We start from the raw sequence: 19751 nt of genomic DNA on the forward strand, positions 1-19751 counted from the left end.
AGAATCCTTTGGGGTGGTGAATACCGGCGGCTGACCCTCTACATGGACCGCTTACGGGGCTTGTGTGCCTTGGGCGTTTCGATCTGATCCCATGGAAAGGGGCTGTAGCCACCCGGCAGCCGTATATAGTTGCTTTCAGCAACAGGTTCCAGGTCTCCAAGCACTCCTCCATCTGCAGCAGAAACCGTGACCTTTGCCACGGAAACGGAATCGAGAGTGACGGCCCATTCTGTACGGTCGGTGAAGGCCACCACAACAAACAATGTGCGAGTATCTGAGCGTGAAAATCGGATATGGTCTACCGTTTTTCCCTTGGCTCCGTACTCGATGACAACATCACCTTGCTGTTCCAACCCAATCGCCTTTTTCCGTGTTTTGCTCATTTTCTCCGCCAGCCTTCGAGTAATTGCTTGGGATGTTGTTTGGCAATTTCCAGTTCTCCATCGACGGTGATTTCGTAGTTGACGCCGAAGCAGAACAGCACCGAAAGATCAATTACTATCAGCGGGTCATCGTCACAGAAAATGAGGATGTCGAAATCGTTGGAGTCTGGAGTAGGCGGTCCCTGAACAACCAGGCGTCGGATATGTTTGCCGGTGGCTTCCTCGATAAAAACTTCGGGCTGTTTCCACTTGAGTTTTTTGCTCATGGCTTGCCTTTCCGACGCTGGCCTAGATTCTTGTTCACCATGTCGTCAACGAGGCCGTAGAAATCCTTAAGCTCGTAGAGCCCAAAACCCAACGCCATCACCACCCGGATTTCGTGTTGCATCCGATAATCATGGGGGAGTTGATTCGACTCCAACGCTTTGAGCCATCGAAGGGAAACCCCGGCTCGCTCCGCCAGCTCTGCTTGCGTCCAGCCCTTCTCGGTCCGCAGGCGAGCAACCACCTGAGCATTGCAGCGTCGGCGTTCTTCAATCCTGCGCCGTAATTCCGGGCTGATGATCCGCTCCCGTTTCATTCGGTTTCCCCTTCGCAAAATGGTCTTCGTTCGAGACAAAAGGGAGCTGCATGAGTACGCGAAGCCGCGCACCCGCTCTATAGTTAGAGCTTGGCATTACCACTTCAGCGTGAAAGATGACAACAATAGGTGTCATTGTCAACTATTATTGACAGAAATAATCTCGATGACTGGATTTCCCAGGCAGAAGCGGCCCGGCTGCGCGGCGTATCAAGGCAGGCGATAGCCAAACTGATTCAGCGAAAGCGGCTGGCAGCCCGTGAAATCGCCGGGCGCATTGTGGTGCGTCGGTCCGAGGTAGAGGCGTTTGTGCCGCAACCAATCGGGCGTCCCTTCAAAGAGGCCGGGGATGCTTCAAAGAGAAGCCGTAAAAAACGCTCATAAATGGTTCTGGAAGGTATGGGATGCTTGCGGATTGTCTGTCATCAAGCAAACACAGCGCCGCACGAAGAACAGCCGCCAGCGGCGGCTCGTGCGCGGGGATTTGCCGCTAAGAACGCCCCGGTGGGGCAGCGGCAAATCAGAACCAATCTCCAAAGAGACGAATATAAGATATTGAACTCCCTACGCCAGCCTCCGCCACGGCTCCGGGAGGTTCCACGGTCAGCCTGCCCTGCGGTGCTGACCTCTCTTGGATTTATCGTGCGTCTCCGCAGCTTTCGACGCTTTCGCCCTGGTAACGTCCACGTCCGGGTGCGGCAGCTCCCATCCCGCCATGCCCTGCAACACACGGTCAGCGTGCTTGATGGTGTTCACATGCCCGTAGTGTTCCTCGATCATATGGACGGAAGTACCCATCTGCTCGGCAAGGAAATATACGTCCACGCCTTCCTGCAATCGGAGCGTGGCATAGGTATGCCGGAAGCAATACGTCGATCTCGGAACGCCCTGCGTTCCTTCGCGCAAACTTGCCTCGTTTAGAAGGTCTGCAATCAGACTGCTGTAAAGAGATTTTGCGGGCTTGCCCGTAATATTGGTAAAGACTCTATCTTCCGGTTCCGTAGCTTTGGAGATGGCACGGATGCGCTCTAAATAATCTCCAACACTCTTAGGAGCGACTAGCTTGCGGGACTTGCCCTTACCCTGTACGAACAGCACAACGATCTCGCGGCCCTCGCGGTCTTTCGCGGGCATAATGTCCCGCCAGCGGAGATTCTTCATCTCCGCTGGCCTCATGCCTGTATTGCAGGCAATCAGAATCATGTTGTAGGTGACGGTGTGATACCAAGTGCTGGATGGCTTATCTGCCTCACCAATCCACTTGCGGCCTACGGTGTGGAGCTTGCGGTACTCTTCCAACGTGAACTCGTCACGGCGCATCGTCTTGAGCTTGGGGCGCTCGTCGAAACGCTGGCTTGCGGGAACATAACGCTTCTTGATGGCGTAATTCATCACCGCGCCGAAGATCGACATTTCAAACCGGATGGTGGAATCACTAATAAAGGGGACCACCCGTTCATCGGAAGGTTTGACCTCAATCGGTTTCAAAACCCGGATGCCAAGCGTGTGCTGAACTTTGGTGCGACGCTCAGCTTCATGGTCAGCGAAGGCTTGGGCCATCTCTTCGCTGACCTCCCGGACCCCGTTGCGCTTGTTGCGTCCCGCGCCGTTCACCCGCCGCCATGCGGGATAGCCGCCCCAAAGCTCATCCCCGATAAGATGAACCTGCGTGGAGCCTACATACTTATCTAATGAACCTTCGATGATGGCGCGAATCTTCTTAGGCCGCGCCTTGCTGATCTCCCCGCGCTGCGCCCGCGCCTCCTGGGTCAGCAGGTACTCTCTTCCAACCTCGCGGAAGGGGATTGAATACGGGAACATCATGCTTGATGCGAAACCGAATGTCCGCGTCTTGATCGGAGGTTTTCAGCGAAACCGTTTTATAGCGGTCGGCCTTCGGCATCTTCATGCGGCAATACCACATGCGATGCCCCACGTCGCCGCGCCGGAAGAGAATCAGGCCCGGCTTCAGTTCCTCTTTTTCGGTGACGAATGCCATAATTGGCCTCCATCGTTTGACTCGTTCTGTGCAGATTCCGTGTAGGATTTTTTTGTAAGTCGTTGAATCCTCGTATCTGTGCAGGACTCGTACAGATAATATCAGAAAATTATCTTGTTTATTTATAATTATTTACGTTATATTTGTCATCCATCCTGAGCGAAGCCGAAGAACCTGCAGTTGTTCTTACCATTGCCTTTTCTCAGTCAGTCCACAAATATCGGGTGCCCCATGTACCTCGCATTTGGGGACATGGGATACCCGTACCGCCAGCCCCCTCGTCGTGGTTCTCCCACAAACTTCAGGTAAAAAGCCCCCAAAAAATAAATTCCAAATCTGTGGATAACTCTTGCGCTCAATTAACCCCTTTTGTGCCACACTAAGAATCAAGTAGAAAAACGGCCCGATTCCAATGGAATCGGGCCGTTCGCCATTCCGCCCCAAAAAGTTTTTTTGCGACATTTTTCCGCAAAGTAACCACTTTTCGCCAACCTGTTAACGAATAGGTAAATAGGTAAAACCAAACATATAGTTTTAAATTTCAATAACTTACAAGAAAAACTCCTCTATTGAGGCAAATCAGCACAAAAGGTAAGCACGCCTCCTCTGCACCCCGTACCCTGTCCCCTGCCTCTCATACCGCCGCAAAATCGATATATCCCCGCTCCGGATTCGTCCCAATCAACTTCACCCGCACGCGATCCCCCACATCCAGCCCCTTCGCTCCATGAACCACCATGCCCTCCACATGCGGATCGAGCGCACGAGCAAACGTCCCATGCGGATTAACGCCCGTAACAATCCCGTTGAAAACCTGCCCAATCCGCGGATGCAGAACCACGGCAGCAATCCGCTTCTGCATATCGCGCTCCACATGCCGCGCCGCGTCTTCCATCTCCGTGCACCGTGTAGCAATCGCATCCAGCGCATCATTCGAGTAAGGCTGAGCCCCGCCAGCAATCACGGCCTTCAAAATCCGCTGCGCAACCATGTCAGGAAAGCGCCTGTTCGGAGCCGTAGAGTGCGTATAGTCCTGCACTGCCAGCCCAAAATGCCCCGGCGACTCCACACCCGGACGCACCAGCACATACTCGCCCGGCCCCATCAGCTTCACCACGGACAGCGAAAGGTCAGGAAAGCGATCCGGGTCCTTCTTCTTCTGCTCCAGCAGAAAATCATTCAGCGCCTTGGAATTCGGCTCCGCAGGCAGCGTAGCCTCAAGCCCCGCCGCCAGCTCAACAATGCGGTCCCACCGCTTCGGCACCCGCACAATCCGCCGAATCGACGCCACCTTCGCCTCTTCAAAGTGCCGCGCCATCACACCGTTCGCCGCCACCATAAACTCTTCAATCAGCGACGTAGCGCGATTCTTCTCCTGCTTCGCAATATCCGTAGGCTGCTCGCCCTGCATAATGGGCCGCGTCTCAACCGATTCCAGATCCAGCGCCCCATGCTGAAAGCGGCTCCCCACCATGCGCCGCGCCGCCTCATCCTGCAGCTTCACCTGCGCCGCCAGTTCGGCATTTTCAGCAACCTTCGCAGGAGCGGTTCCATGCCCTTCCAGCCACGTGCCCACACTCGGATAAGCAAGCTGCGCCCGGTTATGCACCAGCGCACGATAAGCCTTGCCGTCGCTGACGCCCCCGGCAGCATCCACGCAGTACTCAATCACAATCGCCGCGCGGTCCTGCCCCTCATTCAGCGAGGTCGCACCCTCCGACAACTCCACCGGCAGCATCGGAAAAACCTTCACGCCGGTATAAACCGAAGTAGTCTGCGACTGCGCATGCTTATCAATCACCGAGCCAAGATGCACGCGATAATCCACATCCGCCACGCCCACCAGCACGCGAATGCGCCCATCGCCAAGCCGTTCCGCCCACTCAATCTGGTCAAGGTCCCGCGACGTATCGTTATCAATCGAGGACCACAGCAGCTTGCGCAGGTCCGTCACGCCCTCAGGCAAGGAGTCATCCGCCGCAATCGCGGCAAGTTCCTTATCCGTTCCTTCGGGAAAATCCGGCTGAAAACCACGATCCAACATAGCCGCATGCGCAGCGGCCACAAGATTAAAGTGATACGACTGACCTGAACTCATCGGGGAAAGCACTCCTGACAGTAAAGAGCAGCCTATCACCCCACGCAGACCGCCGTAGTCACCATTCGATGAAGAGATTAGGTCCCCGGAACCACATTCACCGTCAAGTAAACCGTGTGATTCACCACAGCCTGGTTCACATAAGACGTCGCCGTAATCGTCAGCGTAGTAGTGCCCAGCGGAGTCCCGCTATCACTCGAACCACTGCTACTACTGGAGCCCCCACACCCGATCCCCGCACCACCAAGCGCGCTAAGGAACAGGACCAGCGCCAGCGAACGCCGCAGCACCCTAGCCCTGCGCCCAACCGGAGCCAGCAGCAACACAAACGCAATCGCAAAGCCACCCGCGGCCCTCGCAAGAACAGCAGTCCCGCTCCCGCGATGCGCCGCAACAGCAGACGGCCCGCCCTTCGTATAAGTCTGCACAGTAAAGGTAACGGTCGCGTTAGGCGTAACTTGCGTAGGACTCGGCGAGCAGGTCATATCATCCTGCGGAGGCGGGGTGCAGGTAATCTGTATCTGGTTGTTGTACCCGCCAAGCCCGCTCACCGCAAACGACGCCTGCCCCGACTGCCCCTTCACAATCGTCAGATTGCTGGACGAGGTAGGAACGACAGAGAAGTCTTGCACCGAGACAGTAACAGCGTTAGAGGTTCCAGCAGCGTAGTAGGTGTCGCCCGCATAGACGGCAGTAATACTGTCACTGCCTGCGGCAAGATTCGATGTGCTGAACGAAGCCGTAGAGGAATTCCCGGTTGCAGCGGCCAGCGTAGCGGCGCCAATCGACGTGGTCCCGTTGTAGAAGGTGACCGTGCCTGTGGGGTTCTGCTCATAGGTGGAGTCAGGAGTTTTGGTAGGCGCAACCGTGACAATAAACGTGATGGACTGCCCCGGACCGGCGGAAACGGGAACCGCAGTGAGCGTAACCGTATCCGCAAGCTGCGCGGAAGCTAGGCTTAGCGGAGCAGATGTTACCGCAGCCCAGTTGGTGTCGCCGGAGTAGACAGCGGTAATGGTGTGCGACTTGGAGGTATCGAGCGTGATGCTGGAGAGCGTAGCGGCATAGGAGTTGACGGTGGCACTGCCCAGCAGCGTGGCTCCGTCATAAAAATCAACCGTGCCGGTAATGTTGTCACTGCCGGTAGAGCCAGCAGCCGGCGCAAGCACAGCCGTAAAAGCCTCCGGAATGCCGATAGTGAGCGTCTTGGGCGAAGCCGTGAGGGTAATCACCGTAGCCGCGGGAGTTGCCTGCGCAGCCCATGCCTGAACGGTGTTTCTTCCTTCGGCGGCATTTTGCCGGTCCAGGGCCGCGCAGTACGCATGGCCTGCCTCGCTGGTGCCGGTTTTGCAGGAGAAATTCCCCGTGGCTGCTGTATCCGGCAAAACCAAGCCATGAATTATGGGCGCAAGAGCGCCAGGGACGGAAATAGCCTTACTCAGCACGTAGCGCTGGCCTGTAGCGCCGCCCTGCTGGTGAACTTCGGAGTCAAAGGCCAGCTCGATCTGCGCTGCGGTGCCGGAAAACTCGATCCACCCGCGTTCGGTAGGAAGTGCAGCTACCGTAAAGCCTTCAGATTCCAGCCACGCCACAACCTGTTTCGCGTCTTCCGAAGCGACCGCAAATTGCGCGGCAAACGCTTCCGGCGTCAGCCATTGGTGGAACTGGCAGGAACCCTGCGCCTGCTGCGTGGCCAATTCAGCGTCGAGCGCTACTTTTTGCTTTGCGTCAGGCTCCAGGAGCAGAATCATGTGCTCAATCCGCAGATTTTCCGGCACAGCGCTTTCGTTCTGCACGGTATTCGTCTGGTTCCGGGAGACTGTTCCCGCCGTGCCGATACGCACAGGGCTCGAAGCATTCCAATCTTCCGTAGCGCGCGCAGGAACAGACGCAATGCGTGCCGAGGAGCAGGGCTGGGTTTGCGCTGCAATGGAGACTGCTCCCGCAGCGCCCAGGAGCAGAGCGACAGCCCATCTATAATTCCGTTTCATTGTCATCATTGGGTTGGATGCGCTCCGCACCGCTGGGTGAAATTGTAGCGCGATAGCAGTGCAGCGCGTCCGGCGCGATTCTGTTACACTAGACAAGGCGCACCAAGAAGCCAACCTGCTAGTCAGGCCGGCTAACGGAACGCCTTCTTAAAGCAGAGGTTCGGGGCGTAGCGCAGTCTGGTAGCGCACCTGGTTCGGGACCAGGGGGTCGGAGGTTCAAATCCTCTCGCCCCGACCATCGCATCTTATCCCACTGGCCCCTGGCGGTGGATTCAGCAGCAGAAGTAGGCTTCCCCTCGGCAGCAGCAATCCATTGCGTGGATTGGTTTGGGATACTCTGGCCTACGCTCCGATTTTGAAAGCAATGGAGAAACTTCTCTCAACAGCGGCGACCCTTATTCTTATTGCCAGCGCTGTATCCGCATCTGCGCAGAATACCCCACCCACTCCTGACAAAGTATGGCACTCCCCAGCCGAGCCGTCCTTGAGCCGCGAGCTTGCAGCCCATCCGGAAAAGAAATACGAGATGGACGCCAGTAAGGAGTACACGCTTGCCGAGCTCATCGACCTCGCCGAGTTGCATAATCCCGAGACACGCGAAGCGTGGCTGGAAGCAAAGGCCCGCGCAGATGGCTTAGGCATTGCACGCAGCGCGTACTATCCCACGCTGACAGCGGTAGTGCTTGCATCAAGCATCCGTCAGGCCGCTCTGCTATCAACTCACTGGGACCGGCAAACAGAAGGGCTTTTCATCCCCGAGCTGCATGTAACGTGGCTGATTTTTGACGGCGGTGAACGCGCCGGAACCATTGACGCAGCAAAAGCAAACCTGCTCGCCGCCAATCTGCACTTCAATGATACGCACCGCAAGATTATTTACGCGATAGCCTCCTCCTACTACCGCCTGTTGAATGCGCGCGGACAGCGCGAAGCCGCCGAAGCAAATCTGAAAAACGCGCAGGCCATAGAAGACCAGGTAAAGAGCCGCTTGGACAACGGTCTGGCCACAAAGCCGGATTTCCTCGAAGCACAAGCAGCGCGAGCGCAAGCCGAATATGACCTACAAGCCAAGCTGGGTGCGGAAGAGATTACGCACGGCGAACTAGCCACAACCATGGGCCTGCCGCCGGAAGCCGAGTTCAAGGTAGAAGGCATTGAGAAGCTGCGCACCCCGGAAGCAATGGTCGATTCCGTAGACAAAGAGATTGACCGCGCATTTGCCCAGCGCCCCGAGATGCTGGAACAACTGACAAAGCTGCGGGCAGCCTCCGCGGAGATTACAAAAGCGCGTTCCGCCTACATTCCTTCTCTCGCCTTAGCCGGCGATGGCGGCATGGCCCGCGCCTATGGCGAGTTGGACCAGTTGCCGCGCACCTATGCCCAGGCCGAGGTCTGGAGCGCCGGTCTGGAACTGCGCTGGAATCTCTTTGACGGCTTGCGCCGCGAGAAGGAAATGGCCCGCGCACAGGCAGAGAAAAAAGCAGCAGAAGCAGGCATTGACGCCCTGCGCGACCAGATTTCCAACGAAGTATGGACGTCCTACACAAATATGCGGACAGCCCTGCATCAGCAGCAGGCTGCAGCGGCCTTGCTGGCCTCGTCCAGCGAGGCTTACGACGCCGCACAGGAATCCTACGGCTACGGCGTACGCAATGTAATTGATGTAATCTCCGCACAGAAGGCGCTTGCTGCTGCACGCTCAGAAGATGTATTTGCGCGTACGCAGTTACTGCTGCAGTCGGCCACGCTGGCCTTCCGTACAGGAGATTTGCTGGAGACCAAGCCAGGTAGAGGAACTCCATGAAACAGATTTTGAAATTTACGCTGACCATACCGGTGATGTTGGCGCTGGGAGGCTGCTCGCACGCGCCCACTTTCAACATCCTCGGCTCCTTTTTCCCTTCGTGGCTTATTTGCCTCGTTCTGGGCATCATTCTGGCCGCGATAACGAATCTGGTGTTGGCGCGGTTCAAGCTGGAAAAACTGATTGCGTGGCCGGTACTGACCTATCCGTGCATTGCAGCATTCTTTTCCTGTGTGTTGTGGCTGTTATTTTTCGTTTAGTGAGAACGACCGATGGCGATTGACGAGACAGTTGGAGAGCATGGCTTTCTTCGTTATGTGGTGAGCGGCGGCATTCTGCTTGCCACGGCGATTGCGGGACTGCTGGTGCTGCGGCAGGTCTCGGATAATCCGCGAACAGATGACGCGGAGATTTTTGCTAACTACATCGGTATGGCCCCGATTGTGAACGGCCCGATTACGCATCTGTACGTCGCGGACAACGAGCAGGTGAAGCAAGGCGATCCGCTCTTTGAGATTGACCCACGCCCCTATGCGTACGCGCTGGAGCATGCAAAGTCGGACAAGGCCACGCTCGAAGGGCAGATTGACGACGAGCAGCGGATCATCGCCGCAAAGGCCAGCGCCGTCGATGTAGCCAAGGCCTCGGCAGACAGCGCGCAGGCCGCAGTACATCATGCACAGGCAGCAATTGAGCAAGCCAAGGCAGGCGTTGGAAACGCGCAGGCCGCACTCGAACGCGCAGTAGCCGAGAAGGCATACGCGGATAACAACCTGAAGCGTCTGGAGCCTCTACTCGCAAAGCAATTTGTAACAGTGGACCAGGTAGACCAGGCGCGTACCTCCGCCGTAGCGCATGGCCAGGCCGTCGAACAGGCACGCTCGCAACTGGCGCTGGCGCAGGCAAGCCTCGATGCGGCAAATGCGCAGTACCGTCAAGCGCAGGCCAACGTAGAAGCCAGCACGCATGGAATCCAGCAAGCCGCGCACAGCGTAACCACGATTGCGCCCTACAGCGAGCAACTTGGCGGCAGGCAAGCAGCGATCGACACCGCGCAATATAACTTTGAGAACACGCGCATCACAGCCCCATTCGACGCACGCGTAACCAATCTCACCATCTCGCAAGGCGCATACGCCACAGCCGGCCAGCATATCTTTACGCTGATTGACACGCGTGTATGGTGGGCCGTTGCAAACTTCCGCGAGACGCAGTTGTCACACATCCACCCCGGAATGAAAGCGGATGTCTATGTAATGTCGCACCCCTCCGTGCGTTACTCCGGCGTAGTAGACAGCATTGGCTTCGGCGTAACGCCGGATGCCGACCTGGTCGGCAAGCTCACGCAACCCGGCCTGCCCGACGTACAGCGCACGCTGAACTGGGTACATCTCGCCTCGCGCTTCCCGGTGCGCGTGCGAATCGAAAACCCGCCATCGGAAATCTTCCGGTTAGGCGAGTCGGCAATTGTCGTAATTCGCGGCGATTCAGGAATTGTGCCGCCACTGCCGCATCAACGTCACTGAGTTCAACTATGAGCACAACGCCCGCAACCGCGCCCAGAATCCCCCATGTAGCGCAACTAACTGCATGGTTTCCGGACTTTTTGCGCAAGGAGCTTGCTCCCTATCCGGGCCGCGGGGCGATTGTAGCGCGAATGGTAATTTCCGCCACAATTACGGCAATCCTCGTAGCAGCATTTCGTATTCCCGGCGGAGCAATCGGCGTACTGCTGGCCTTCATTCTCTCCCGCGAAGACATCCTGGCCACGGCCCAATCCGCCTTGCTGCGCGTCGCAACTTTCGCACTGGCTGCCCTGTTCATCCCCATCGGCGGCAGAATGTTTGCGTCCATTCCGCTCACCCACTTCTTGTGGGAAGCGGTAAGCATCTTTCTTTGCTTCTACACGCTGCGCGTCGTGGCAAACTTTTCCGTAGCCTCCACGCTGCCGCTCATTGTCACCAACATCCTGGCCATCTGGTATCTTCCCGGCCCTGCAGAGCGAAATGTGGAGCTCACGCTATGGCAGGTCTGCGCGGCAGCGCTTGGCGCATTCGTAACGCTTTGTGTTGAGGCCGTATTTCACGCCCTCCTCAAGGAAGATGAAGTCACCTCCGGCGTCGGCGCGCGCCTCCAGCAGATGGAAGACCTGATGAAGGCCTACGCCGCCAATCAGCCGCTGCCTGCGGAAACAGTACGCGAGCTCTCACGTTATGCGGTAGTTGGCATGGGTTCGCTGCGCCGTCATCTTGCGCGCATGAGTGACGAGCGTTTGCATCGGATGCGCATGAGCGCGCTGGTCTCGCTGGTAGGCCGCTCCATTGATTTCGCAGCCGCCCTGGCCGCCTCCACGCCCAGCCTGCAGCAGCCGGACCGCGAGCGCGCAGGCAGACTGGCCGCGCACATTGCGGAGATTCGCCAATGCTTTCAATCACCCACGCTGCAAAACGAGCATCTCGAACAGTGGGAACCGGAAGGCGCTTCAGGCGCAACGCCGTTGCTCAATGAGTTGGAGACCATGATGTCTCTGGTCCCATCCGTGCTTTCCGGCGATGCCTCTCTGGACGCCCGCCTGCAGATTCTCGACACCGCGCAAAGCTCCTCTCCCATTCTCGTTCGCGATGCCTTTTCCAATCCCGAGCATCTGCGCTACGCACTGAGCGGAACGCTGGCCGCAATGCTCTGCTACATCCTCTACATGGGCCTCGCATGGCCCACCATCGCCACCTCGGTCACAACGTGCACGCTGACAGGCCTGTCAAACATCGGCGCATCCCGCCAAAAGCAAATCCTGCGCGTAGCCGGAGCCATTCTCGGCGGATTCGTCTTCGGCATGGGCACGCAAATCTTTGTCCTGCCCTACGTAGACACAATCGGCGGATTCGTCGTGCAATTCGCCGTAGTCACAGCCATCGCGTCCTGGGTCTCCACCTCCAGCTCCCGCCTCTCCTATGCAGGACTGCAAATTGCACTAGCTTATTACCTGATTACGCTGAGCGAACCCACGCTGAACCTTTCGCTCAGCGTAGCGCGAGACCGCGTACTCGGCGTGCTGCTCGGAATCTCCATGATGTGGCTGGTCTTTGAGCGGTTTTATCCGCGGCAGGCCTCCGCGGAGATGGTCAGCATCTTTGTCCGCAACACAAGGCTTCTCGCCGACCTCGTAGAAACGACGGTAATCAACGCCGGCGCCGCAGAAATCGTAAAACTCCGCCGCCAGCGCGACCAGATTTATGCAAACTTCGGCGAAGTAAACGCGCAGATGGACGCCATCCCCTTTGAAACTGGCCCACAGCGCGCCAGCCATCTGGCAGCGCGAGACCGCATTCGTCGCTGGCAAGCCTCGGAGCGAACCTTCTACCTGCTGCAAGCACCTCTGCTGCAGTTCCGCGTCTTCGCCGACTCCTCCGAGCGCACCCGCGCCTTCTATCACGTAGAAGACCGCTTCCGGGAAGTCTGCGTAGCCGACTTGCGCTGGATTGCCGCAAGTCTGGAAAAACAGCTCCCCGGCAAACCCGCAGTGGAAACAGGAAAGCGCCCCGTAGCCAGCATTCCAGAGAGCGGCCTGGCCGCGTACCTCGATGCGTTAAAGAAAGAATGTGGAGACGAGTTTACAGAGCGCGAGCAAGCCCTCTATCGCATGACGCGAACCCTGGCCAGCGTCGTGGACCGCATGGCACAAGAGGTAGCAGCCGAGCCACTCTTTGCCACGGAATAGCCTGAAAACCGCGCAGCCAGCATAGCAATCATGCTATTCTGCCGCCCAAAGGGGTTTTGAAATTTCACCGAAACTCCTAACGAAATCAACACTTACGTCGTAGAGTGCATCCAAACTGATAGACAGTACTGCTAAATCTGAACAGAGGCTCCCCTGTGGCAGATACGGAACACCCTCAAACGGACGATCAATCGGCAGAAAGATTGGCACGGGATGTAGCTCGGCTATACTCATTTGCCCATGCCGAAGATGTGCCATATCGTGTATTTACCCGTGCTCAAAAAGCACGCCCAACGATGCATCCGGTAGCGGAAGTAAGCGTGCCGGAGGCTCCGGCGGAGACTCCGGCCGAATCGGCTGCAGTTGTACCCGCACCTGCGGCACCTATAGCCGCGCCTGATCCACCACTGCAGGCAGAGCCTGCGGTGGTAGAACCAGTTGCGCCTCCTGCAGTGCATGTTTCTGTGCCGCCGGTTGCGCCGATCCCGACTAAACCCAAAGCCGTGAATCGGCCGGCGATTGCAATCATGTCCATTGCAGGCGGGGTGGGCAAGACTACGATTGCTGCGAACTTGGGGCGGGTGCTGAGCGCACGGAATGAGCATGTGCTGCTGGTGGACGCTACATGGAGCAGCTTGCTGCCGTATTATTTTGGTGCCGAGGATATGCGCCGCGGAATGCGCGTGTTTCACTCGCCGGAGTCAAACACTCCTCCCATCCGCATCCTGGGCGCAGAAAACATTACCCACGAGTGGCTGGAAAAAGAAGTCAAGCCTGCGATGCAGAACTCGCAGCGGACGATATTCGATATTGGTCCGGCTTCGCTTGGATTGCTGCCTGAAATTCTCCCCCTATGCTCGATGTTTTTGATTCCGCTGGTGGTGGATATCAATTCCATCATGAGTATTCCGCGCGTGGAGGCTTTCAGCCGTTCCGTACATGAACGCCAGCCCGACCTGCCCGAGCCTCTCTACATTTTGAACAAGCTGGATGAGCAGAGCGAGAGGGAACAACAGGGGCGGGAACTGATTCAGCGTCAGATTGGCGACCGTTTATTGCCTATCTCTCTTCGCCGTAGCGCGGCTGTAACCGAGGCAATTTCGGGCAGAATGACCGTTGTCGATTATGAATCGGAATCGGAAATCGCAAATGATTTTACTGAGTTGGCTTTGTGGGTTCAGAAAGCTTTACCTGTAACGCAGCACGCTACGCACTCTGGGCGGTGGAGTGAAGCATGACTCGAATCATCGAAAGATGGGACATGATTGGTGCGGGCCAGGGCTACTTTGCCCGCCTGACACGGCTGTTCATTTACTGCACGTTGCTTTTTCTTGGCTACGAGGTGGCTACTCTTGTCTTTCAATGGCCTGAGCAAGCTGTGCTGGCTGTGGCCACCATTCTTGCGGGATATTTTATTCACCGCATCTCGAACTCGGAAGGCGTTACGCTTGCGCTGATGCTGGCTTCGATGCTGTCCACAGCCCGCTATGCGTATTGGCGCATCTCCGGCGTGGTGGAAGCAATTTCGAAGGACGGCCATAAGCTTGGCTTCATCAATATTGGTTTCATGCTGCTTCTGCTTTCTGCGGAAGTTTATGCGTTTGTAATTCTCTTCCTGGGCTATGTCCAGACGATCCGTCCTCTGCATCGTCCGCCGGTGGCTATGCCCGAGGATGTGAATGACTGGCCGCATGTGGATGTGCTGATTCCGACCTACAACGAGCCGCTGACAATTGTGCGTACGACGGTGATTGCGGCTTTGAATATGGACTATCCGCCGGACAAGCTGCATGTGTACGTGCTCGATGACGGCACGCGCGAAGAGTTTCGCGCATTCTGTGAAGAGGTGGGATGCGGATACATCATCCGCGCAGAGCACAAGCATGCCAAGGCGGGCAATATTAACCATGCGCTGCAGCAGCTTGATGCGCCTTATGCGGCGATCTTCGATTGCGATCACATTCCTACGCGCAGCTTTATGCAGTTAACGCTCGGATGGTTTTTGAAGGATAAAAGTCTGGGCATGCTGCAGACACCGCACTTCTTTTATTCGCCAGACCCGTTTGAGCGGAATCTTCACCAGTTTATGAAGATTCCCAACGAGGGCGAATTGTTCTACGGAGTGATCCAGGATGGCAACGACCTGTGGAACGCAACGTTCTTCTGCGGTTCGTGCGCAATTTTGCGGCGTACCGCGATTGATGAGATTGGCGGCATCGCGGTAGAAACCGTGACAGAAGATGCGCACACTTCACTGCGCATGCAGACGCGCGGTTGGAGCACGGCGTATATCAACATTCCGCAGGCCGCTGGGCTGGCTACGGAGAGTCTTTCCGGACACGTAGGCCAGCGCGTCCGCTGGGCTCGCGGCATGATCCAGATCATGCGTACGGATAATCCGCTGTTTGCAAAAGGGCTGCGGATGCCGCAGCGGCTGTGCTACTTCAATGCAATGATTCACTTTCTCTATGCAGGACCGCGGCTTGTGTTTCTTACTTCACCGCTGATTTATATGCTGCTGGGGAAGATCAACATTCCGGGGTTCTGGGCTGCGATTCTTGTCTACTCTGCGCCGCACCTGTTTCTTTCCAACCTGACAAACTTCCGCGTACAAGGGAAACATCGCTACTCGTTCTGGAACGAGGTCTATGAGACAGTGCTGGCGCCTTACATCCTGGGGCCAACGCTGATGGCGATGATCAATCCGAAGTTGGGCAAGTTTAACGTTACGGCCAAGGGCGGCATTGTGAAGAGCAGCTACTTTGATGCTTCGATTGCGCGGCCGTATGTGTTCCTGATTCTGCTGAACGTACTGGGGCTGGTCGTTGCGCCGATTCGGATGTTCTGGTGGAACCCTGGGCAGCCGGGCACGGTCATCATGAATGTTGTCTGGATTTTGTTCAATACGATTATTGTGGGAACGGCAAATGCGGTTGCCTACGAGTCGAAGCAGGTGCGCTCGGAGATTCGTATTTATACCAAGAAGCCGATCGAGATTGAGCTGCCGGATGGAACGAAGCTAGCGGGAGAGACTGTGGACCTGTCCTTGGGCGGCGCCCGGTTGAAGTTTCAACAACCGACTGCATTGGCGAAAGATACCCAGATTCGCATTACATTCCAGAGAGCAGATGGTGATGCAACCTTTCCGATGCGCGTGGTAGCAGCGCCGGGCAATGATCTGCAGGTGAAGTTCGATGCACTCTCAGAAGAAGAGAAGGAGGTACTGACGCTTGTGCTTTATGCCGATGCTGATGCCTGGTTAAGCCGCGCTGCAAATCGTCTTACGGATCGACCGATGCACAGTTTCCTCCGCCTTGTTCAACTCTCGGTGAACGGTGTGCGCTGGGCACTCTTTGATTGGATTCCGAAAAAGAGCACTGCCCCGGCTGCGACTCTGCTGGTGCTTGGGATGTTGCTTTCAGGAGCAGCAGTGCTGTATGGGCAAAATGCGCCGAAGGCCTTTCCTGCTCCGGTTCCGGCGACAGCAAGCACGCTTGACAACAGCAACAATGGCGGCACCTATCAAACCAGATTTGCGCTGCATGATGTGGGGGTTCCGCAGGCAATTGTTTTTCGCGGAGTAGATGCGTCGCAGAATGTTCCGTTCACGCTGCCGAACACTGCTGTTGTTCAGAAAGCAGTTCTGAAGCTTCACTATACTTTCTCGCCAAGCCTGATTCCTTCGCTGAGCCACATTAACGTGATGCTGAACGACACGCTGGTTGGGACTCTGCCGGCTCCGCAGAATATCGGCCCATCGCAAAGAGAGCTGGATGCGGAGATTCCCCTGCCCACGGACATGATCGTTCGCAACAACAACTTAAAATTCCAGTTTATTGGGCATTACACGCTGCAATGCGAAGACCCATCGCACTCGTCTCTCTGGAGCCGTATAGAAAACACCAGCTCGATTGAGCTTTCCGGCGCGCGAGTAGATGTCACGGACGATCTGAAGATCCTTCCGCTACCGTTTTATGACGGCTCCGTGGGCAGCGACACAGTTTCAATCCCTGTGATGTTCACAGCGCAGCCCAACAAGCAGGCCCTCAGTGCCGCGGGAGTGGTGGCCTCCTGGTTTGGCACGCAGGTCAAATCCAAACCGCTGCGTTTTCCAATAACGGTAGGCACAACTCTCCCCAAAGGCCATGCCGTGCTGTTTGTAGATAGTGCGCAGGCACTTCCAGCGGGTCTCAATCTGCAAATCAATGGGCCAGTGCTTGCCATGCGTACAAATCCCAACGATCCGTATGGCGAAATCCTGATTGTTGGCGGAACAGACTCCGCGCAAATGCTGACTGCGGCGCAGGCGCTTGCGAACGGCAATATCCTTCTGCAAGGCGACACAGCACAGATCAGCAATTTCCAGCTACCTGCAGCGCGCCAGGCCGACGATGCCCCGCTGTGGATGAAGACCGACCGCATCGTACCGTTCTGGGATTATGCAGGCATATCCGAACTGCAAAGCGATGGTTCCGCGCCGGTAGCCGTTTACCTGCGCGTCCCGCCTGACCTCTATTACGGCGAGAAAAAAACGCTGCAACTGCACACCGATTACCGCTATAACGCAATTGCGCTGGCCAATGAATCCACTCTGCGCATTGATGCGAATGGCTCGATGGTGCAGCAGGTACCGTTGCCGCACGAAGACAATCCAAGCAAGCAACTTGCTGCGGATTTAGCTGTGCCACTGCAGGACATGCGGCCCTTTGCCAATACGCTGCTGTTCCACTTCTACTTCCAGATAGCCAAGAAAGGCCAATGCGAAGACACCGCACCCATCAACCTGCAGGGAGCAATTCTGCGCGGTTCATACCTGAATATTAAGGGGCTTCCGCACTGGGCACCGATGCCGAACTTGCAGCTCTTCGCGAACGCAGGCTTCCCATTCACGCGCTTTGCGGATCTGGGGCAGACGAGGGTTATTTTGCCTGCGCAAGCTTCCGCGGATGAGATTGCAACGTATCTTGCGCTGACAAGCTACTTCAGTGAGCAGACAGGATATCCGGCTTTACGTGTACAAGTAGGGAACTCTGCAGAGCTTGGTCAGGATTCGGATTACCTGATAATTGGCACGCCGAATGATCAGCCTGCATTTGACCGCCTGAAAGACAAGCTGTCTGTTGTACCGCAGCAAAATGGATACAGCGTCAAAGATACAAGCGGATTCTTCCAGACCATCGAGCATGCCTGGTGGCAGGTGTCGGAGCTGCGCCCCGATTGGTGGTACAAGCTCGGCCAGTCGGGCCAGAGAAGCGGCTTGATTGAGAGCATCGGCGCTTCACCAGACGCGCTGATACAGGGAATTGAATCTCCGTGGAGCCACAACAGGTCGGTTGTCACCATCACTCTCAAGCAAAACGAGTCTGCCGACGCATTCATCAGCGCCTTCTGGACATCCGCCGGAACAAGCGACATCAGTGAATCCGTAAGCGTGCTGCACGACTCAACATTTATTTCCTACCGCGTAGGCGATCGCTTCTATCATGTTGGCTATTTACCCCCGTGGGACATGCTGCGCTACTGGCTGCGCGAGTTCCCATGGCTGCTGGTTCCGCTCACCTTCGTGCTCGGCCTGTTCATCGTTCCGTGGATTCGCATGCGCCTGGACAAGCGCGCCAAGGCCCGGCTCAATCCGGCCCCAACAGAAACAGCGCCAAAGTAGAGCGCGGCCGCAGTATTTTTGGATTTAGGGAATAGACAGAAGGGGAGACGCTGGCGGAGAGAGAGGGATTCGAACCCTCGATAGAGCTTTACAACCCTATAACGGTTTAGCAAACCGCCGCCTTCAGCCTCTCGGCCATCTCTCCGGGTCTGCTTGGATTATACCGGAACCGCGCAATATGGGTACCAGGGAGTTACAAATTCCGGCATTTTGTGTGCCCGCCTCCCAAACTCCCGGCAGACATTCCCCAAAAATAAACAGGGCCGCTCCTCGGAGCGGCCCTGCATTCTTCCACACAGCCTTTACTTAGCCGCCGCAGCAGCAGCCACCTTGGCTGCATTCTCTTCAAATTGCTTGGCAGAGTGAATCACATGCTCGCGAGCATAAGCAGCATCATGCCAGCCCTTGATTTCTACGCGCTTGCCTTCCAGATCCTTGTAGATCGAAAAGAAGTGCGTAATCTCCTTCAGCATGTGGGGGTAAATATCCGTATAGTTCCACACATTGGAATAGCGGGGATTCTTTGTACCAACGCAAAGCACCTTTTCATCCAGCACGCCCTGATCCAGCATCTCCAGCAAGCCAATAGGCCGCACTTCCTGAATGCACCCCGGGAAGCTCGGATTCGGAACCAGCACCAGCACATCCAGCGGATCGCCATCGTCGCTCAGCGTAGACGGAATAAAACCATAATCGCCGGGATAATGCACAGGCGAGTGCAGGTTGCGATCAAGCTTAAAAACATGGAGCTGCTTGTCATATTCGTATTTGTTGGTACCGTCCTTGGGAATCTCGATTACCGTGCGGAATGCCTCAGGAAAGCGGTCGCCAATAGGCAACTCCAGATAATTCACCATAATCTTTCTCCTATCTTCTTCAGGGGGATTCTCTTTCTATCCGGCTGGGGCATGAAATCTTGCACATCCTCCAACTACCGCGCTGCCGCCAGACCAACAAAAGACAGAGTGTACGGAATAGATAGATGCACGGGCCAGGCATTTGGATGAATCTCCAGCCCCAACCCGTCCTACTATCATCAAGGAGTCAAGAGGAAAATGTAAAGTTCAGCATTTATGCGCTTTTCCATTGCTGTCCAAAGATTTTTGGACAGCACTATTTTGGACAGCGCGGCGCACCAGCGCCGCGCTGCTATGGCGGCTGGTGCGGCTGGCCTGCCGTGATGTGGGACCATGCGGCAAGACAGCCGACTGAGCAGAAGTGACGGACCCGGGACACCTGGCCGACTGTGCGAACGAACAGGGAGTGCGTGCCGACTGGGACCGAGCACCAGTGGCAAGGACGACGAGTGACGAGAGAAGCAACAGCGCGTGTGTTCATGGATGCTTCCCACCGCGCCGCCAGTCAGGGGCGTAGCGCAGCGGAGTGGCGAAGCCACGCGAAGCGCCCTTGACAAGGTGCGACACACTGAGGCGAACACACGCGCACCCGAACCGCGCCACGCGGCAGCGCCGCGAAGCGGCGCAGTGGCGAGGCAACGCCGAGTGTCTTGGCTTTT

15 protein-coding genes and 2 tRNA genes are annotated in these 19751 nt (G+C 56.5%); 8 read left to right on the plus strand and 9 right to left on the minus strand.

The features are described 5' to 3' along the window. Positions 1–38: 38 nt before the first annotated feature. From AC5S3R_RS08040 to AC5S3R_RS08050, 3 genes are read right to left on the minus strand one after another with little or no spacing between them, the layout of a single operon-like run. Positions 39–383, minus strand: coding sequence for a hypothetical protein (locus AC5S3R_RS08040; RefSeq protein WP_494266501.1), 345 nt, complete (start codon positions 381–383; stop codon positions 39–41). Then, positions 380–649, minus strand: a complete 270-nt coding sequence (locus AC5S3R_RS08045; RefSeq protein ID WP_494266502.1) for a hypothetical protein — start codon at positions 647–649, stop codon at positions 380–382. Before AC5S3R_RS08045 ends, AC5S3R_RS08040 begins: the two co-directional genes overlap by 4 nt. Continuing rightward, complete coding sequence (locus tag AC5S3R_RS08050) at positions 646–963, minus strand: helix-turn-helix domain-containing protein (RefSeq protein ID WP_494266503.1); 318 nt, start codon at positions 961–963, stop codon at positions 646–648. The genes AC5S3R_RS08045 and AC5S3R_RS08050 overlap by 4 nt, the downstream gene beginning before the upstream one ends. A gap of 135 nt (positions 964–1098) precedes the next feature. Between AC5S3R_RS08050 and AC5S3R_RS08055 the strand changes: the two genes are divergently transcribed. After that, positions 1099–1347, plus strand: coding sequence for a helix-turn-helix domain-containing protein (locus AC5S3R_RS08055; RefSeq protein ID WP_494266504.1), 249 nt, complete (start codon positions 1099–1101; stop codon positions 1345–1347). 219 nt (positions 1348–1566) lie between these two features. Here the strand turns inward: AC5S3R_RS08055 and AC5S3R_RS08060 are convergent, their stop codons facing one another. The 4 genes from AC5S3R_RS08060 to AC5S3R_RS08075 form a co-directional block, all read right to left on the minus strand. After that, complete coding sequence (locus tag AC5S3R_RS08060) at positions 1567–2787, minus strand: tyrosine-type recombinase/integrase (RefSeq protein WP_494266505.1); 1221 nt, start codon at positions 2785–2787, stop codon at positions 1567–1569. Continuing rightward, complete coding sequence (locus tag AC5S3R_RS08065; protein ID WP_494266506.1) at positions 2684–2962, minus strand: hypothetical protein; 279 nt, start codon at positions 2960–2962, stop codon at positions 2684–2686. The genes AC5S3R_RS08060 and AC5S3R_RS08065 overlap by 104 nt, the downstream gene beginning before the upstream one ends. A 634-nt stretch (positions 2963–3596) precedes the next feature. Continuing rightward, entirely contained in the window at positions 3597–5060 is a 1464-nt protein-coding gene (locus AC5S3R_RS08070; RefSeq protein ID WP_494266507.1) for an RNB domain-containing ribonuclease, read from the minus strand. A gap of 77 nt (positions 5061–5137) precedes the next feature. Next, a complete protein-coding gene (locus AC5S3R_RS08075; RefSeq protein WP_494266508.1) occupies positions 5138–7051 on the minus strand; it encodes an Ig-like domain repeat protein in 1914 nt (637 codons plus the stop codon). Between the two features lie 161 nt (positions 7052–7212). Here AC5S3R_RS08075 and AC5S3R_RS08080 point away from each other — a divergent pair. The 7 genes from AC5S3R_RS08080 (at position 7213) to bcsA (ending at position 18235) form a co-directional block, all read left to right on the plus strand. Beyond that, positions 7213–7289 (plus strand) — tRNA-Pro (locus AC5S3R_RS08080). A 126-nt stretch (positions 7290–7415) separates the two neighbouring features. Next, positions 7416–8855, plus strand: a complete 1440-nt coding sequence (locus tag AC5S3R_RS08085; RefSeq protein WP_494266509.1) for a TolC family protein — start codon at positions 7416–7418, stop codon at positions 8853–8855. Further along, the gene (locus tag AC5S3R_RS08090; RefSeq protein WP_494266510.1) at positions 8852–9115 is read left to right on the plus strand and encodes a YtcA family lipoprotein; all 264 of its coding nucleotides are present in this window, start codon (positions 8852–8854) and stop codon (positions 9113–9115) included. Before AC5S3R_RS08085 ends, AC5S3R_RS08090 begins: the two co-directional genes overlap by 4 nt. Before the next feature lie 12 nt (positions 9116–9127). Continuing rightward, positions 9128–10381 (plus strand): HlyD family secretion protein, encoded by a 1254-nt coding sequence (locus AC5S3R_RS08095; protein WP_494266511.1) that lies wholly within the window; start codon positions 9128–9130, stop codon positions 10379–10381. An 8-nt stretch (positions 10382–10389) separates the two neighbouring features. Further along, on the plus strand, positions 10390–12573 hold the full coding sequence (locus AC5S3R_RS08100) for a hypothetical protein (RefSeq protein ID WP_494266512.1): 2184 nt from the start codon (positions 10390–10392) through the stop codon (positions 12571–12573). 296 nt (positions 12574–12869) lie between these two features. Beyond that, positions 12870–13811, plus strand: a complete 942-nt coding sequence (locus AC5S3R_RS08105) for a cellulose synthase operon protein YhjQ/BcsQ (RefSeq protein WP_494266513.1) — start codon at positions 12870–12872, stop codon at positions 13809–13811. Further along, on the plus strand, positions 13808–18235 hold the full coding sequence (gene bcsA / locus AC5S3R_RS08110; RefSeq protein ID WP_494266514.1) for a UDP-forming cellulose synthase catalytic subunit: 4428 nt from the start codon (positions 13808–13810) through the stop codon (positions 18233–18235). The genes AC5S3R_RS08105 and bcsA overlap by 4 nt, the downstream gene beginning before the upstream one ends. 51 nt (positions 18236–18286) lie before the next feature. Here bcsA and AC5S3R_RS08115 read toward each other — a convergent pair. Both AC5S3R_RS08115 and AC5S3R_RS08120 read right to left on the minus strand, forming a co-directional pair. Next, a tRNA-Ser gene (locus tag AC5S3R_RS08115) sits at positions 18287–18380 on the minus strand. A gap of 157 nt (positions 18381–18537) precedes the next feature. Then, positions 18538–19092 (minus strand): inorganic diphosphatase, encoded by a 555-nt coding sequence (locus tag AC5S3R_RS08120; RefSeq protein WP_494266515.1) that lies wholly within the window; start codon positions 19090–19092, stop codon positions 18538–18540. Positions 19093–19751 lie beyond the last annotated feature (659 nt).

Source organism: Occallatibacter sp. FHG110214_02 (assembly GCF_059115385.1).

What these genes read in the sequence shown, in the direction of transcription:
- AC5S3R_RS08070 (WP_494266507.1), bottom strand. Translation starts at nt 5,060, where the DNA reads ATGAGTTCAGGTCAGTCGTATCACTTTAATCTTGTGGCCGCTGCGCAT.
- AC5S3R_RS08100 (WP_494266512.1), top strand. Translation starts at nt 10,390, where the DNA reads ATGAGCACAACGCCCGCAACCGCGCCCAGAATCCCCCATGTAGCGCAA.
- AC5S3R_RS08075 (WP_494266508.1), bottom strand. Translation starts at nt 7,051, where the DNA reads ATGAAACGGAATTATAGATGGGCTGTCGCTCTGCTCCTGGGCGCTGCG.
- AC5S3R_RS08095 (WP_494266511.1), top strand. Translation starts at nt 9,128, where the DNA reads ATGGCGATTGACGAGACAGTTGGAGAGCATGGCTTTCTTCGTTATGTG.
- AC5S3R_RS08045 (WP_494266502.1), bottom strand. Translation starts at nt 649, where the DNA reads ATGAGCAAAAAACTCAAGTGGAAACAGCCCGAAGTTTTTATCGAGGAA.
- AC5S3R_RS08050 (WP_494266503.1), bottom strand. Translation starts at nt 963, where the DNA reads ATGAAACGGGAGCGGATCATCAGCCCGGAATTACGGCGCAGGATTGAA.
- AC5S3R_RS08065 (WP_494266506.1), bottom strand. Translation starts at nt 2,962, where the DNA reads ATGGCATTCGTCACCGAAAAAGAGGAACTGAAGCCGGGCCTGATTCTC.
- AC5S3R_RS08090 (WP_494266510.1), top strand. Translation starts at nt 8,852, where the DNA reads ATGAAACAGATTTTGAAATTTACGCTGACCATACCGGTGATGTTGGCG.
- AC5S3R_RS08060 (WP_494266505.1), bottom strand. Translation starts at nt 2,787, where the DNA reads ATGATGTTCCCGTATTCAATCCCCTTCCGCGAGGTTGGAAGAGAGTAC.
- bcsA (WP_494266514.1), top strand. Translation starts at nt 13,808, where the DNA reads ATGACTCGAATCATCGAAAGATGGGACATGATTGGTGCGGGCCAGGGC.
- AC5S3R_RS08085 (WP_494266509.1), top strand. Translation starts at nt 7,416, where the DNA reads ATGGAGAAACTTCTCTCAACAGCGGCGACCCTTATTCTTATTGCCAGC.
- AC5S3R_RS08040 (WP_494266501.1), bottom strand. Translation starts at nt 383, where the DNA reads ATGAGCAAAACACGGAAAAAGGCGATTGGGTTGGAACAGCAAGGTGAT.
- AC5S3R_RS08105 (WP_494266513.1), top strand. Translation starts at nt 12,870, where the DNA reads ATGCATCCGGTAGCGGAAGTAAGCGTGCCGGAGGCTCCGGCGGAGACT.
- AC5S3R_RS08120 (WP_494266515.1), bottom strand. Translation starts at nt 19,092, where the DNA reads ATGGTGAATTATCTGGAGTTGCCTATTGGCGACCGCTTTCCTGAGGCA.